We start from the raw sequence: 13,877 nt of genomic DNA, 5'->3' as shown, positions 1-13,877 counted from the left end.
TTAAAATACTGAAAATAGAAAACGTTTATCCGCGATAAATAATTAGATGTGTGTTTGAAAAATAGTCCTTATTACATTGTCAGTGCTCGCCCGCGATCGGTTTGGCAACAAATGAACCTTTCATGTCCCCTCGTGACAAGCCGTTCAAAAATCCGCCACATCCGGTGCCACATTCTGGTATGATGCGCGGCCTTAGCGCTCGCGCATCCCCGTTTTCTCCGAAATAGAGTCCTTTTGTGAACAACAGCGAATTTAGCAGCCTCAATCTCTCCCCCGCCCTGCAAGAGAACCTCACCAGCCTGGGTTACCTGCAGATGACCCCGATCCAGGCCCAGAGCCTGCCCCTGGTGCTCGATGGCAAAGACCTGATCGCCAAGGCAAAAACCGGCAGCGGCAAGACCGCCGCCTTCGGCCTCGGCCTGCTGGCCAAGCTCAACGTCAACCGCCTCGAAGTGCAGGCGCTGGTACTCTGCCCGACCCGCGAACTGGCGGATCAGGTGGCCACCGAGATCCGCCGTCTGGCGCGCGCCCTGCCCAACGTCAAGCTGGTGACCCTGTGCGGCGGCACCCCGACCGCACCACAGTCCGCCACCCTGAGCTTTGGTGCCCATATCGCCGTCGGTACCCCGGGTCGCATTCTCAAGCATCTGGAGCAGGGTACGCTGGAGCTCTCCGGCCTCAAGACGCTGGTGCTGGATGAAGCGGATCGCATGCTGGATATGGGCTTTGGCGAAGATATCAACCGGGTCATCAGCTATGCCCCCCAGCAGCGTCAGACCCTGCTGTTCTCCGCCACCTATCCGGAAGGGATCGCCCAGATGAGCCGCGGCGTGCAGCGCAATCCGGTCGAGGTGAGCGTGGAGTCCCTGCACGAGGGGAGCGCCATCGAACAGAAGCTCTACGAAGTGCCTGCCGGCCAGCGCCTCGACGCCCTCACCTGGCTGCTGAGTCACTACCAGCCAAGCTCCTGCGTGGTGTTCTGCAACACCAAGCGCGCCTGTAACGACGTGGCCGACCATCTGGCTGCCAAGGGCTTCTCGGCGCTGGCGCTGAACGGCGATCTGGAACAGCGTGAGCGGGATCAGGTGCTGGTGCGCTTTGCCAACGGCAGCGCCACCATTCTGGTGGCCACCGACGTGGCGGCCCGCGGTCTCGACATCAAGGAGCTGGGCGCCGTCATCAACTACGAGCTGACCTATGATCCGGAAGTGCACGTGCACCGCATCGGTCGTACCGGTCGTGCCGGCCAGCAGGGTCTGGCCCTGAGCCTCTATCAGCCAAACGAGGCCCAGCGCGTCAACTTTATCGAAGAGTACCAGCAGGCCCCGATGCCGCTGGGTGATCTCGACAGCATCGGCCGCGACATCAAGCCGATCGCGCCGCAGATGGTGACCCTCTCCATCGATGCAGGCCGCAAGACCAAGGTGCGGGCCGGTGACATTCTGGGTGCCCTGACCGGTGAAGGCGGCATTGCCGGCGCCGACGTCGGCAAGATCCAGATCTCCGAACAGTACTCCTACGTCGCGGTGAAGCGCAGCGTGGCGAGCGCCGCCCTCAAGCGGTTGCAGGAAGGCAAGATCAAGGGTCGCAGCTACCGCGCCCGCAAACTGGGCTAAGGTTTTTTGCAAGCCGTTAGCCAGACCACAGGCGCCTGACAGGCGCCTGTTTCATATCTCCCATGCCGCCATGCGGCAAGACAGGCACCATGACCCAAGCAATCCAAACCGATGTGAGCTGCCAGAACTGCGAAGCCTGCTGCTGCCGCCTCGAAGTGATGCTCTTTACCGATACCGGCGTGCCGGACCGTTATGTACTGGAACGGGATGGCGAGATACCGGTCATGCGCCGGCTGGACGATGGCTGGTGCGCCGCCCTCGACCGCAACACCATGATGTGCCGTATCTACGAGGTGCGACCGCTGATCTGCCGGGAATTCGAAATGGGTGAACCCGACTGCGTTGACGAACGGGACAAGTGGTTTATCAAGCTGGATTGAGCCAAGGCCAGTCAGGATAAGGGTGGTCAAACGCTCGCAGGTTCACAGGGAGCGGTGTTGAGCTGCTCCCCCAGCCACTGGATGGCCGCTGCCTCCTGCTCGAAGTAACGTACCGCCCGAAAGGGCAATCCCTTGAAGATGTTATCCGCCAGATAGCGCTTGAAGCCCCCTACGAAAACCACCGCCAGAAACTGACAGCCACTCTCGGCACACCAGCCAAACTGGCGACGAAAACGGGCCAGCACCTCGGGCCCGGCCGCTTCAAACTCGGTCGCGACCTCGACAATCCCCCAGGGGCCATCCATCAGACCGACCAGTTCGTGACGAAAGCGCGCCTCATAGGCCATGGCGCCTGCCAGATTGAAGGGACCACTCGGGCGGCAGATCAGCATCTGACCCCTGCGCTCCATGTCAAATTGCCCATGTGGCTGCATGACTGCTCCCATTCCGTTACCACCACCATCACCTGCAAATTGTTACCACAAGGTAATAATTTATAAGGAAAAGTCCAGCAGCAAACTGACTTTCCCCAAAGTGTGCTCATCCTATCCAGCAAACCGTCGGCACCTCATGTTACCGACATCCCGCACCGAACCGAACCGAACCGAACTCATGATGTGTGATTGCAGTTAACGAAACGTTACTGCTATTATCCGCGCCGCCACAAACATTCCACCTGCCGAAAGGTTTGGCACCCCAACAAGGATGTGCAATGAAAAACAGGGACTCGAGTCATTACCAACGGATCTGGCGCTGGCACTTCTACGCCGGTCTCTTTGTCGCCCCTTTCCTGATCCTGCTGTCACTGACCGGGATCGTCTATCTGTTCAAACCCCAGCTCGACAACCTGATGTACCCCGAGCTGATGAAGGTCGCCCCCGCCAGCCAGACCCTGAGTGCCGACCAGCTGCTGGCCAAGGCGATGATGACCATGCCCGATGCCAGCCTGCGTAAATACCTGCCGCCTGCCGCTCCCGACCTGAGCGCTCAGTTCATCGTCAATCGGGGTGAACAGGAACTGACCCTGTTTATGGATCCCGCCAGCGGCGCCCTGCTCGGCACCATGGACAACAAGTGGAATCTGCAAGCGGTAGCCCGCGCCCTGCACGCCGACCTGCTGCTCGGCACCACCGGAGATCGGCTGATCGAACTGGCTGCAGGCTGGGGGCTGGTACTGCTGCTGAGCGGCCTCTACCTCTGGTGGCCACGCAAGGGGCCCGGGGTGGGCGGCATCCTCTGGCCCAGAGTGAACCAGCGCGGGCGCCTCTGGTGGCGAGATCTGCACGCCGTGGTCGGCTTCTGGGGCGCCGGTTTCCTGCTGCTGTTGCTGCTGAGCGGCATGACCTGGACCGGCTTCTGGGGCGATAAGTTTGCCGCTGTCTGGAACCGCTTCCCCGCCGCCATGTGGAACGAGGTGCCCAAATCGGCGCCGCTGGCCCGCACCCTGAATCAGGCACACGAGCAGACCGTTCCCTGGGCGGTGGAGAACACCCCTATGCCCAGCTCGCAGCCGGTCGATGAGGGACACGATCACGGTGCCATGAACCATGGCGAGCATGAGGGAGTGGTGATGGCGAGCCAGCGCATTGCGCTACAACGGGTCGTCGAGATCGCCCATGAGCGGAGAGTCCATCCGGGTTACAGCATCACCCCGCCGGTCGGCGCCACCGGCGTCTACACCATCGCCCTGTTTGCCGACGATCCGCGCAACGACGCCACCCTGCATGTCGATCAATACAGCGGCAAGGTGCTGGCCGATGTGCGCTGGCAGGATTACGGCCCGGTCGCCAAGACAGTGGAGAGCGGGGTCATGCTGCACATGGGTAAGCTCTACGGCTGGCCCCACCAGCTCGCCATGCTGCTTATCTGCCTGATGGTGCTGGCCAGCGCTGTGAGCGGTCTGTGGATCTGGTGGTGCCGCCGTCCGCAGGGCCGTCTCGCCGCACCGCCGCTGCCCGCCAAATTGCCGCCGATGCGTGGTGCCATCGCCCTGCTGATCCTGCTGGGGATCGCCTTCCCTCTGGCGGGCGCCTCCATGGTCGCCATCTGGCTGCTGGATACCCTGCTCTTCTCCCGCCGCCCTCTCAGGGTGGCGCGCGCCAGCTAAACCGGCCAAAACCAAAAAGGGCTCCCATATCGGGAGCCCTTTTTATTGTTCGCCTTGGCGAGCTGCGACCAGCAGTCAGGAGAGCGCCAACCCGATGGAGAGCAGCAGACTGAACAGAAACGCGCTGATGGCGGTCTTCTTGAGGGCACCGGTCAGCACCTCGCCATCGTAGCTTTCGCGCAAGGTGCGGGCCGCATCGCTGAGGGGCTTCATGGCGGGCAGGAAGATCCACGGCCAGAAGCTGGCGGGCTGGATCAAGATAAAGGCGATGGTTGCCAGCAGCGCCGCCCCCAGCAACACCCAGTGATAGGCGATGGCACGGTTGCGGCCAAGGCGCACCGCCAGAGTGATCTTGCCGCTGGCAGCGTCGGTCTCGATATCGCGCACATTGTTGATATTGAGCACGGCGGTGGCCAGCAGACCACAAGCGGTGGCAGGCAATAGCAGATCCCACTCCAGCGTCTTGGTGAAGAGGTAGTAGGAGCCGAGCACCCCGAGCAGGCCGAAGAAGAGGAACACAGAGATATCGCCAAACCCGCGATAGCCGTAAGGGGTCTTGCCCACGGTGTAGGTCACTGCAGCCACAATGGCCGCGCCACCCAGCACCACAAATGCCAAAATCTGCAGCCACTGGCCACCGAAGGCGCAGCCGAGCAGCAGCAGGCCACTGGCCACCGCCGCCAGCGCGGTCAGCCCCATCGCCACGCGCATCTGTTTTTTGGTGATAAGACCGGAGACCACCGCCCGCTGCGGGCCAATCCGCTCACCGTTGTCGGCGCCGGAGACCGCATCGCCGTAATCGTTGGCCAGATTGGAGAGGATCTGCAGCAGGATGGCGGTCAGCAGGGAGAGCGCCATGATGGTGCCATCGAAGGCGCCACGACTGGCAGCCAGCCCCGAGCCCAGCAGGATGGAAGAGCAGGCGAGCGGCAGTGTTCGCAAACGCGCCGCCAGCAACCAAACAGAGAAGGTATTTGTCATTTTGTGATGGCCAAACAATCGGATATTGATCGTGTTAAGGGTTATCGAACCGGATTTGGGTATACTTGGCCCCGGAGAGTGAAGCTCCCGCGGGCGATTTACATGGACGAATGGGCAGATAATATATAGGAAATCATCGCCCTTTGGCATAAACCTACGGCATCCAGCTACCGGATCGCTCGTTACTACCCGGCTCAGAAAAGAATCCATGTTGGTTCAGACCCATATCAAGCAACAACTGGACGCCCTGCGTCACAGCAACGTCAGCGGCTTCGTACGGTTGCGAGTGGCGATCGAAATCCGCTCCTTTCTGGGCTGGCTCGCGGCGCAAACCCTCTATCCCCGCATCTACTGGCAGGCCCGTGGAGAGGCTCGTCCCGAGTATGTCGCGCTGGGCGCCATCCATGAACTGACCGAACCGCACGCCATCAAGCAGGTGTGCACTAACACAGCCAACCAGCATCATGACGACAGCCCTCGCTACTATGGCGGGCTGGCGTTCGATCCGGCCCAGTCCGGCTGGCAAGGGTTTGGCCCCTGCCGTTTCGTGCTGCCCCGCATCGAGCTGGTGCGCCGTGGCGAATGCGTCAGCCTCTGCCTCAACCTCTGGCTGGATGAAAACAATCTCGATGCCGAACTGCAGGCGGCCGAAGCCGCCCTCGATGCCCTGCGCCCGGAAGCCCCGCTACCCGCCCTGCAAAAGCAGCCCTGGCAGCGGCAGGATTGCCCCGGCGCCGCCCAGTGGCAGACGCTGGTAGAGCGCGTCACCGCCTCTGATTTTCAGGCCCACACTCCCAAGGTGGTGCTATCGCGGGAGAGCGTGCTGACCAGTCCGAACCATGATGCGGATATCAATCCCTGGGCCATGCTCGACCAGTGGGCCCGCCACGCCCAGGACTGTTTCCACTTCGGTTTTCAATTCTCCCCCGAGCAGGCCTTTATCGCCTGCTCCCCCGAGCGGCTCTACCGCCGGGAAGATCGCCACCTCTTTACCGAGGCGCTGGCGGGCACCATTCGCCGCTCCGGCGATGAAGAGGTGGATGCCCAACTGGCCGCCGAGCTGCTCGCCGACAGCAAGAACCGGCTGGAGAACCGGCTGGTACACGCCGACATCCTCAGCCGACTGGCACCGCTGGCCCACGACGCCACCCTGACCGAGCCGCGCATTCTCAAACTGCGGCTGCTGCAGCACCTCAAGTGCGATATCGAAGCCGAGCTCAAGCCCGGGGTCTGCGACTGGCAGCTGCTCGACGCCCTCCACCCGACGCCGGCGGTGGGTGGAGCCCCGCGCGAGGCAGCGCTCGCCTTTATCCGCGAGTTCGAGCCCTATGATCGGGGCTGGTACGCCGGTGCCTGCGGCATGCTGAGCCGGGAAACCTCCGAGTTCTCGGTCGCCATTCGCAGCGCCCGCATTCAGCCGGGCAGCGTCACCCTGTTTGCCGGTGCCGGCATTGTCGCCGGTTCCGAGCCTGTCGCCGAGTGGGCCGAGCTCGACAACAAGATCGCCAATGTGCTCTCCCTGCTGGGATAGTCATTCACCCTTTTCACGCTACGAGAGCCCCTATGCCCACCCGTAAAGAGCCTGCCAGCGAAGAGTTTGCCTGCACCCCGTTTTCGAGCCAGCACGCCACCTTCAACCACGTCTGGTCCTCCCTCTTGCTGGAGGAGCTTTTTCGCCTCGGGGTGCGCGACATCGCGCTGGCCCCCGGCTCCCGCTCTGCGCCGCTGACCATGGCGGCCGCGGCCCATCAGGGCTTTCGTCGTCACCTGCACTTTGACGAGCGCGGTCTCGGCTTTATGGCGCTGGGGCTGGCCAAGGGGAGCAACCGGCCGGTGGCGGTGATCATGACCTCGGGTACTGCGGTGGCCAACCTCTGGCCCGCCGTGGCAGAGGCCCAGCTCACCGGCGTGCCGCTGATTATTCTCTCCGCCGATCGCCCTCACGAGCTTATCGACAACGGCGCCAATCAGGCGATCGACCAGCAGGGGATCTTCGGCCGCTACCCCGTCTATCAGCAGAACCTGCCGAGCCCCACCCCGACCATTCCGGCGGCGTTTGTGCTGAGTTCGGTGGACCAAGCCTTGGCCAAGCAGGCGCTCACCCCCGGGGTGGTGCACTTCAACTGCATGTACCCCGAGCCCCTCTACCCGGGCGAGCACTATCAGGATTTCTCCGACTATCTGGCCCCCCTCGGTGACTGGCTCAACTCGCAGACACCCTGGAGTCCGTGGCAACAGAGCGAACCGACCTGCTCTCCTCAGGCGGAGTGGGAAACCTTTCGGCAACAGCGCGGCATCGTTGTGGCTGGTCGCATTACCGACCCGAAGCAGGCACAGACCGCCGCCACACTGGCGGAGCAACTCGGCTGGCCGCTACTGGCAGATCTGCAGAGCCAGATCCGCTTCGATAGCCGCAACCTCATCCACATGGATATGGCGCTCAACGACCCTGAATTCGTCGCCGAGCTGAGCCGCGCCGAGGTGCTGTTGCAATTTGGTGCGCGGCTTGTCTCCAAGCGGCTCGGCCAGTTCATCAAGCACCATTCATGGCAGGATTACTGGCTGGTGGATCCGCAACCGGCGCGGCTCGATCCCGACTACCGGCTGCGCAACCGGCTGCTCTGCAGTGCCAGCGCCTTTGCTTCGGCCCATCCGGTCACAACACAAGCCCCCTGGCACACATTGGCCGAGCTGCAACACAACGCCAGCCAGCAGATCGCCGCCGCCTGCGAGCACTTCTCCGAGCTCGGGGTCTGCCATCGCCTTAACCGCCTGATCGAGGGGCAACTGTTTGTCGGCAACAGCATGCCGGCCCGACTGATGGATATGCTCGGCGAAACGGGCAAGGGGCCGAGCCGGGTGATGACCAACCGCGGCGCCTCCGGCATCGATGGCCTGATCGCCACCGCCTACGGGTTTGCCCAATCGATCGAGCAGGACAGTGATGAGCCCACTACCCTGCTGCTTGGCGATCTCAGCGCCCTGCACGATCTCAATAGTCTCGCGCTGCTCAGCAAGGCGAGCCGACCGCTGGTGGTGATCCTGCTCAACAACGATGGCGGCAGCATTTTCCGTATGTTGCCGGTGCCCACCGAAGGGGAGCTGCTGGAGAGCTACTATCGGCTGCCCCACGGCCTCAGCTTTGAACATGCTGCCGCCATGTTTGGCCTCGCCTATCGGGCGCCGACCACCCTGCCCGAGTTCGAACGCGATTACCGCGCCGCCCTCCAACATGGCGTTACCTTGATCGAGATCCGGGTACCGAGCGAGCAAGTGGCCGATGATCTCAAGGCGCTGGGGGCCGCCATCCGTGGTGAATAAAGATGCCAATATGCCGCTGGTGCTGCTGCACGGCCTGCTGGGGGATAGCGGCGACTGGCAACCGGTGATCGACCGGCTGCCCGCCATCCACTGCATCGCCCTCGATCTGCCGGGTCACGGCCAGCATAGCGATCTCAACGTCAGCGACTTTGAGCAGAGCCACCAGTGGCTGGTCACCGAGCTGGCCAGCCGCAACATTGAACGCTATCTGCTGGCGGGTTATTCGCTGGGGGGGCGACTGGCCCTCTATCACGCCAGCCGCGAGCCCGCCGGGCTGCGGGGGCTGCTGCTGGAGAACTGCCACCCGGGGTTACCGGTCAGTGAGCGGGCCGCCCGCATCCAGCACGATGAACAGTGGGCGCAGCGCTTCGAGCGTGAGCCCCTGGCTGACGTGCTGGCAGACTGGTACCGGCAAGGGGTGTTTGCCGATCTCGACGACGCGGCCCGGGCCCGCCAGATCGCCCGCCGCCTTGGCAACGACGGTCAGGGCATCGCCACCATGCTGCGCGCCACTTCGCTAGGCAAGCAGCCGGATCTCGCCCCCTGGCTCATGGCGAGCCAGCTGCCGGTCACCTGGGTGAGTGGCAAGCGGGATCACAAATTCCATCAGCTGGCTTGCCAGCTGGCGAACCAGGATCGCAGAATCAACCACTTGGTGCTGGATGGCGGCCATAATCTGCACGCCCATCAGCCTGATAACTTTGCCCGACTCCTCGCGGAGTGGGTCAACCAACAAGAAGAGACGAGTCATGATTGAAGCAATGACGGAAGCTGAACTGTATGCACCTGTTGAATGGCAAGATTGCTCCGCCGGTTACGAGGACATCCTCTATCACAAGTCCAACGATGGCATTGCCAAGATCACCATCAACCGTCCCCAGGTGCGCAACGCCTTCCGCCCCCGCACCGTCAAAGAGATGCTGCAGGCGCTGGCCGATGCCCGTTATGACGATCAGATCGGCACCATCATCCTGACCGGTTTTGGCGAGAAAGCCTTCTGCGCCGGCGGCGACCAGAAGATCCGTGGCGACTACGGTGGATACCGCGATGACGAGGGGACTCACCACCTCAACGTGCTCGACTTCCAACGCGACATCCGCACCTGTCCGAAACCTGTGGTTGCCATGGTGGCCGGTTACGCGGTCGGTGGCGGCCACGTGCTGCATATGATGTGTGACCTGACCATCGCCGCCGACAACGCCCAGTTTGGCCAGACCGGCCCGAAAGTGGGCTCCTTCGACGGCGGTTGGGGGGCTTCCTACATGGCTCGCATCGTCGGCCAGAAAAAGGCCCGCGAAATCTGGTTCCTCTGCCGCATGTACGATGCCCAGCAAGCCCTCGACATGGGTCTGGTCAACACTGTCGTGCCGCTGGCGGAACTGGAGCGCGAAACCGTGCGCTGGTGCCGTGAAATGCTGCAAAACAGCCCGATGGCGCTGCGCTGCCTGAAAGCGGCGCTCAACGCTGACTGTGATGGTCAGGCGGGCTTGCAGGAGCTGGCGGGCAATGCCACCATGCTGTTCTACATGACCGAAGAAGGTCAGGAAGGCCGCAACGCCTTCAACGAAAAGCGTCGCCCCGACTTCTCCAAATACAAGCGGAATCCCTGATGACACTCGCCCTGTATCGCTATCAACTGCCTTTTACCCAGCCACTGACCTTTCACGGCAAGGTGGAGGTGGCGCGAGAGGGGCTGTTGGTGCGCATCAACGACGGCTGGGGGGAAATTGCCCCCCTGCCCGGCTTCTCGAAAGAGAGCCTGCAACAGGCAGAGGCAGAAGCCCTTGCCACGCTGGCAGCCTTGGCCGCTGGCGACACCCCGAACCCCGTGCTGCCGTCGGTGCAATTTGGCCTCGACTGCGCGCGCCGGACATGGCCGGAGCAGTGCAACCCGCTGCCAGAGCCCTATCCCCTCATTCAAGGCTCCCCCCAGGAGCTGCTGCGCAACTGGAAAGAGTGGCTGCACCGCACGCCCGGCAAGGCCAAGCTGAAGGTGGCACGCTACCCGATGCGTGACGAGCTGGCGCTGATCCGCCTGCTGTGCGACCGCCTCCCCTCCCTCAAGCTGGTGCTGGATGCCAACCAGGGCTGGACTCGCGAGGAGGCGTGGACCTTCTGCGGCCACCTCGACCCGAATCGCATCGAGTATCTGGAAGACCCTTGCGCCGACTTTGCCGACATCGCCTTTGTCGCCAACCGCACCGGCATGCCGGTGGCGCTGGACGAACTGCTGGCACAAGGCAAGCCGTGGGAGCCGATCCCGCAACTGCGCGCGCTGGTGCTCAAGCCTACCCTGCTCGGTTCACTCGCCAACTGCGAAGCGCTGATCGCCCGCGCCCGCGAACTGCGGCTCAAGGTGATCATCTCCTCCTGCTTCGAATCGGATCTGGGCCTGAACCAGCTGTTTCATCTGGCGGGCGAATGGGCGCCGGAACAGGCGCCGGGTCTGGATACCCGCCGCTGGATGGCGGGCAACCTGCTGGGAGAAGATGGCAAGCCGGAACTGAGCCGACTGGAGCAACTGTATTACCGTGATTGACCCCTCCCGTTCACCCGAACAGATACCTTGCCCGGTACGCCACCGGGCAATCACAGCCCCGAGCCGCATTGCCATCCACGCAGTCTACCCCCTCAGTTACCGCCAACTCGATGCTCGCCTCAACAGCCTGTGCCAACAGCTGAAACAAGCCGGAGTGCGTCGTGGCGATCATCTGGCAGCGGTGGTGCGAGGAGCGCTGGAAGATGTGCTGCTGGCTTGGGCCTGCGTACGCAGCGGCGTGGTGTTCTGCCCGCTCAATCCAGCCTTTCCTCTCGAAAAACAGCGCGAGCTGGCGGTACAACTCGATGCCGATGCATTGTGGTCGGCAGGGGAGATCCCGGCAGGCAACTGGCAGCCCTTGCAGCTCGACTTCACGCGCGAACTGCCAGCAAGCGAGGAAACATGGTCGCTGGAATCAACCCAACTCAATAATATGATCCTCACCTCCGGATCCAGCGGCACGCCGAAAGCGGTGGTGCACCGGCTCTGCAACCACCTTGCCTCGGCGCGCGGCTCTGCCACCCTCATTCCCCTCGATGAGAAGTCCGGCTGGCTGCTCTCCCTGCCACTGTTCCATGTCGGCGGCTACGCCATCCTGTTTCGGGTCTTTCTGGCGGGCGCAACTCTGGTACTGGATCAACGTGAACGCTCCCTCAAGGAGCGGCTGGAGTGCCAGCCCATCACTCACCTCTCGTTGGTGCCAACCCAGCTCTGGCGCCTGCTGGCAGAGGGCTTTGACCCCACCCGTACCCGCCTGCGCGAGCTGCTGCTAGGTGGCGCCGCCATCCCGCAGCCGCTGGTGAGCCGCCTCTGCGCCATGGGGCTCAAACCCAAGGTTAGCTATGGTCTCTCCGAGATGGGCAGTCAGGTCTGTACCGCTATCCCCGGCGATGCAGGCGTAGTTGGCAAACCGCTACCGGGACGGGAAGTGTGGATCAGGGAGCAGGAGATCTGCGTGCGCGGCGCCACCCTGTTTGCCGGTTACTACCGAGATGGCGAGCTGGAACGACCCCTCGATGACGAAGGCTGGTTTCATACCCGCGACAAGGGGAGGTTCACTGCGGCAGGGGAACTGCTGGTAGAGGGACGTCTCGATAACCTCTTTATCTCGGGTGGCGAAAACATCCAGCCCGAAACCATCGAGCAGCGACTGGTAGATCATCCCGCCATCGCCCAGGCGCTGGTGGTGCCGGTACCGAGCGACGAGTGGGGGCAACGCCCCGCCGCCTTTATCGACTGGCACGGCGAGCCGGTTCCCGACTCCGAACTGGCTGCCTGGATCCGCAGCACCCTGCCCGGCTTTATGGTGCCCGACCACTGGTTCCCCTGGCCCGATCTTGGCGGCAATCTCAAACCACAGCGAAAACAATTTCAGAATATTATTAGGTCGCAATAATTATTCATGCGACAAAAACTGACACCACGGAGCCATCCAAATACACATATGACTCAAAATAAAATGCTGGTGGTATCAAAATCCTCCTCCTCAGTCTGAATAAGTGAGAACGATTACATAAACGGCCTTTTTTTGCACATTTTTTGAACCAAATTAATTGGCTGTAGTACCATATACCCCACCATGCATTTAAGCGGAAAAACAACCATTTGATAACAAAGGAAATTGACGATTTATCATTATTTGAACAAAGACTGCATGGTGGTAAAATGCTCTCCTTGGCAGTAAGGCGAGTCACACATGAGTAACAGAATTTATAAAATTGCAGAGGATATATTTTTCTCCGCTGCAATATTCCGGCTCTCGAAAGGGGACAAGGACATCAAGCTCAGCAACAAGGAAGCGGAGCTACTCGAAATGCTGTGTGATGAGGCAGGCTCTGTCATTCCAAGAAGCAAACTGCAGGATGCCTTGTGGCCAAATCAGGACAATACCGATACCAATTTGAACCGGCAGATACTCTCGTTGAGAAGAAAGCTGGAATCCTTCGGCTTGATGGATGCGATCGATACCATCCCACGGGTTGGCTATATGTTTTGTGCTCCAATTGAGTTCGCAGGGGAAACTGAAGAGCCAGCACCAGCGGAAGAAATTCATGCGCCGACGCCTTCTCCTGAACCTCAAGCCAGGCGGCAATATACTCGCCGCAAATATGACCGATATTTCAGCCCAAAGCGTATTTTGCTGTTTGCATTGCTGCTGGTCTCGCTGACTTCACTGGCCCTCGTCATTTATAACTATGCGACAGCAAATACGCTGCGCACTATCAATCTCAGCCAAACCTCTCTCTATATGACCAGCGATACCGAAAAAACGCTGAATGTCAAAATAGATTCGCTGACACCCTTGATACAACGTATTTCACGCAAGACTGATAAGCAAGTTTCAATTCTGGTCGGAAAAGAAGCCATCAGCTATTTTTCCATCGACAATGACAGTAAAAAACTTTCTGCGAATATCTTTCTGCTGCGTAGCGGTCACCCTGTGGCTGAAGAAGTACAATGTGTCATCACAACCATGAACCAGCAGGGAGACAATGTTTCCAACAACTATTACAATAATCCTGATACCACTGTCAGATATCACAGAAATTGTCTGGCACCGGACAACTGGGTAGAGATGACCAGAAAAAGTAAATATATTGTGACCATGAACAGAGAGATAGTGGTGGCCACCGTGATAGCCACTGACAATCAGGGAAAGACGCTGTTCAATCTGGATTCCGTCGGGGATCTGGACCGGGATAATGGTGATATTTCGGTCGAAATCAAAAACACCATTGTCAATTTCATTGACCAACAGGCGCTGACCAATAACGCTCTGGTCGCCACTCTGGTCGCGGCGCTAACGCCCCCCAAACAAAAAGCCAAGTTCATTCAATTGCCCGGAGGTATTTACCTTTCCAGTTATCTAGGTGGCGTCATCACCTGGCCCAGCCATGGCAATACAAAAGTCATCCAGCGCAATGACTTCTGAG

General features: G+C 60.8%; 12 protein-coding genes. 10 read left to right on the top strand and 2 right to left on the bottom strand.

The genetic code is table 11. From position 1 onward, the window contains the following. Positions 1-236 precede the first annotated feature (236 nt). Together dbpA and I6L41_RS19235 are read left to right on the top strand one after the other, a co-directional pair. Positions 237-1,616 carry an ATP-dependent RNA helicase DbpA gene (gene dbpA / locus I6L41_RS19240; protein ID WP_042053613.1) on the top strand — a complete coding sequence of 460 codons (1,380 nt, stop codon included), beginning with the start codon at positions 237-239 and terminating at the stop codon, positions 1,614-1,616. Positions 1,617-1,705: 89 nt separating this feature from the next. Beyond that, the gene (locus tag I6L41_RS19235; protein ID WP_005341481.1) at positions 1,706-1,996 is read left to right on the top strand and encodes a YkgJ family cysteine cluster protein; all 291 of its coding nucleotides are present in this window, start codon (positions 1,706-1,708) and stop codon (positions 1,994-1,996) included. Between the two features lie 26 nt (positions 1,997-2,022). On the opposite strand, the gene I6L41_RS19230 is transcribed toward I6L41_RS19235, so the two are convergent. Further along, positions 2,023-2,430, bottom strand: coding sequence for a hypothetical protein (locus I6L41_RS19230; protein ID WP_216960697.1), 408 nt, complete (start codon positions 2,428-2,430; stop codon positions 2,023-2,025). A 278-nt stretch (positions 2,431-2,708) separates the two neighbouring features. Here I6L41_RS19230 and I6L41_RS19225 point away from each other — a divergent pair, with 278 nt between their 5' ends. Continuing rightward, the gene (locus I6L41_RS19225; RefSeq protein ID WP_216960695.1) at positions 2,709-4,103 is read left to right on the top strand and encodes a PepSY domain-containing protein; all 1,395 of its coding nucleotides are present in this window, start codon (positions 2,709-2,711) and stop codon (positions 4,101-4,103) included. 75 nt (positions 4,104-4,178) lie between these two features. On the opposite strand, the gene I6L41_RS19220 is transcribed toward I6L41_RS19225, so the two are convergent. Further along, the gene (locus I6L41_RS19220) at positions 4,179-5,084 is read right to left on the bottom strand and encodes a 1,4-dihydroxy-2-naphthoate polyprenyltransferase (protein ID WP_216960692.1); all 906 of its coding nucleotides are present in this window, start codon (positions 5,082-5,084) and stop codon (positions 4,179-4,181) included. Positions 5,085-5,292: 208 nt separating this feature from the next. Here I6L41_RS19220 and I6L41_RS19215 point away from each other — a divergent pair, with 208 nt between their 5' ends. The 7 genes from I6L41_RS19215 (at position 5,293) to I6L41_RS19185 (ending at position 13,876) form a co-directional block, all read left to right on the top strand. Next, the gene (locus I6L41_RS19215; protein WP_216960689.1) at positions 5,293-6,615 is read left to right on the top strand and encodes an isochorismate synthase MenF; all 1,323 of its coding nucleotides are present in this window, start codon (positions 5,293-5,295) and stop codon (positions 6,613-6,615) included. A 32-nt stretch (positions 6,616-6,647) separates the two neighbouring features. Continuing rightward, positions 6,648-8,405, top strand: a complete 1,758-nt coding sequence (gene menD, locus I6L41_RS19210; RefSeq protein ID WP_216960686.1) for a 2-succinyl-5-enolpyruvyl-6-hydroxy-3-cyclohexene-1-carboxylic-acid synthase — start codon at positions 6,648-6,650, stop codon at positions 8,403-8,405. Continuing rightward, on the top strand, positions 8,365-9,162 hold the full coding sequence (gene menH, locus I6L41_RS19205; protein WP_216960684.1) for a 2-succinyl-6-hydroxy-2,4-cyclohexadiene-1-carboxylate synthase: 798 nt from the start codon (positions 8,365-8,367) through the stop codon (positions 9,160-9,162). The genes menD and menH overlap by 41 nt, the downstream gene beginning before the upstream one ends. A 4-nt stretch (positions 9,163-9,166) precedes the next feature. Continuing rightward, positions 9,167-10,015: a 1,4-dihydroxy-2-naphthoyl-CoA synthase gene (gene menB / locus I6L41_RS19200; protein ID WP_197971580.1), complete on the top strand. Its 849-nt coding sequence runs from the start codon at positions 9,167-9,169 to the stop codon at positions 10,013-10,015. Then, positions 10,015-10,944, top strand: a complete 930-nt coding sequence (gene menC, locus I6L41_RS19195; protein WP_216960681.1) for an o-succinylbenzoate synthase — start codon at positions 10,015-10,017, stop codon at positions 10,942-10,944. The genes menB and menC overlap by 1 nt, the downstream gene beginning before the upstream one ends. After that, positions 10,937-12,340: an o-succinylbenzoate--CoA ligase gene (menE, locus tag I6L41_RS19190; RefSeq protein WP_216960679.1), complete on the top strand. Its 1,404-nt coding sequence runs from the start codon at positions 10,937-10,939 to the stop codon at positions 12,338-12,340. Before menC ends, menE begins: the two co-directional genes overlap by 8 nt. 300 nt (positions 12,341-12,640) lie before the next feature. Continuing rightward, positions 12,641-13,876, top strand: coding sequence for a helix-turn-helix domain-containing protein (locus tag I6L41_RS19185; RefSeq protein WP_216960677.1), 1,236 nt, complete (start codon positions 12,641-12,643; stop codon positions 13,874-13,876). Position 13,877: the final 1 nt, after the last annotated feature.

It is taken from the genome of Aeromonas sp. FDAARGOS 1411 (genome assembly GCF_019047125.1).
Taxonomy (GTDB): Bacteria; Pseudomonadota; Gammaproteobacteria; order Enterobacterales; family Aeromonadaceae; genus Aeromonas; species Aeromonas veronii.
Note: the sequence above shows the minus strand (reverse complement) of the source record. Positions and strands in the feature narration are given on the sequence as shown.

Bases quoted from the DNA above. Each gene is read 5' to 3' on its own strand.
- I6L41_RS19235 (WP_005341481.1), top strand. From the start codon at position 1,706: ATGACCCAAGCAATCCAAACCGATGTGAGCTGCCAGAACTGCGAAGCC.
- I6L41_RS19230 (WP_216960697.1), bottom strand. From the start codon at position 2,430: ATGCAGCCACATGGGCAATTTGACATGGAGCGCAGGGGTCAGATGCTG.
- I6L41_RS19225 (WP_216960695.1), top strand. From the start codon at position 2,709: ATGAAAAACAGGGACTCGAGTCATTACCAACGGATCTGGCGCTGGCAC.
- I6L41_RS19220 (WP_216960692.1), bottom strand. From the start codon at position 5,084: ATGACAAATACCTTCTCTGTTTGGTTGCTGGCGGCGCGTTTGCGAACA.
- I6L41_RS19215 (WP_216960689.1), top strand. From the start codon at position 5,293: ATGTTGGTTCAGACCCATATCAAGCAACAACTGGACGCCCTGCGTCAC.
- menD (WP_216960686.1), top strand. From the start codon at position 6,648: ATGCCCACCCGTAAAGAGCCTGCCAGCGAAGAGTTTGCCTGCACCCCG.
- menH (WP_216960684.1), top strand. From the start codon at position 8,365: ATGATCTCAAGGCGCTGGGGGCCGCCATCCGTGGTGAATAAAGATGCC.
- menB (WP_197971580.1), top strand. From the start codon at position 9,167: ATGACGGAAGCTGAACTGTATGCACCTGTTGAATGGCAAGATTGCTCC.
- menC (WP_216960681.1), top strand. From the start codon at position 10,015: ATGACACTCGCCCTGTATCGCTATCAACTGCCTTTTACCCAGCCACTG.
- I6L41_RS19185 (WP_216960677.1), top strand. From the start codon at position 12,641: ATGAGTAACAGAATTTATAAAATTGCAGAGGATATATTTTTCTCCGCT.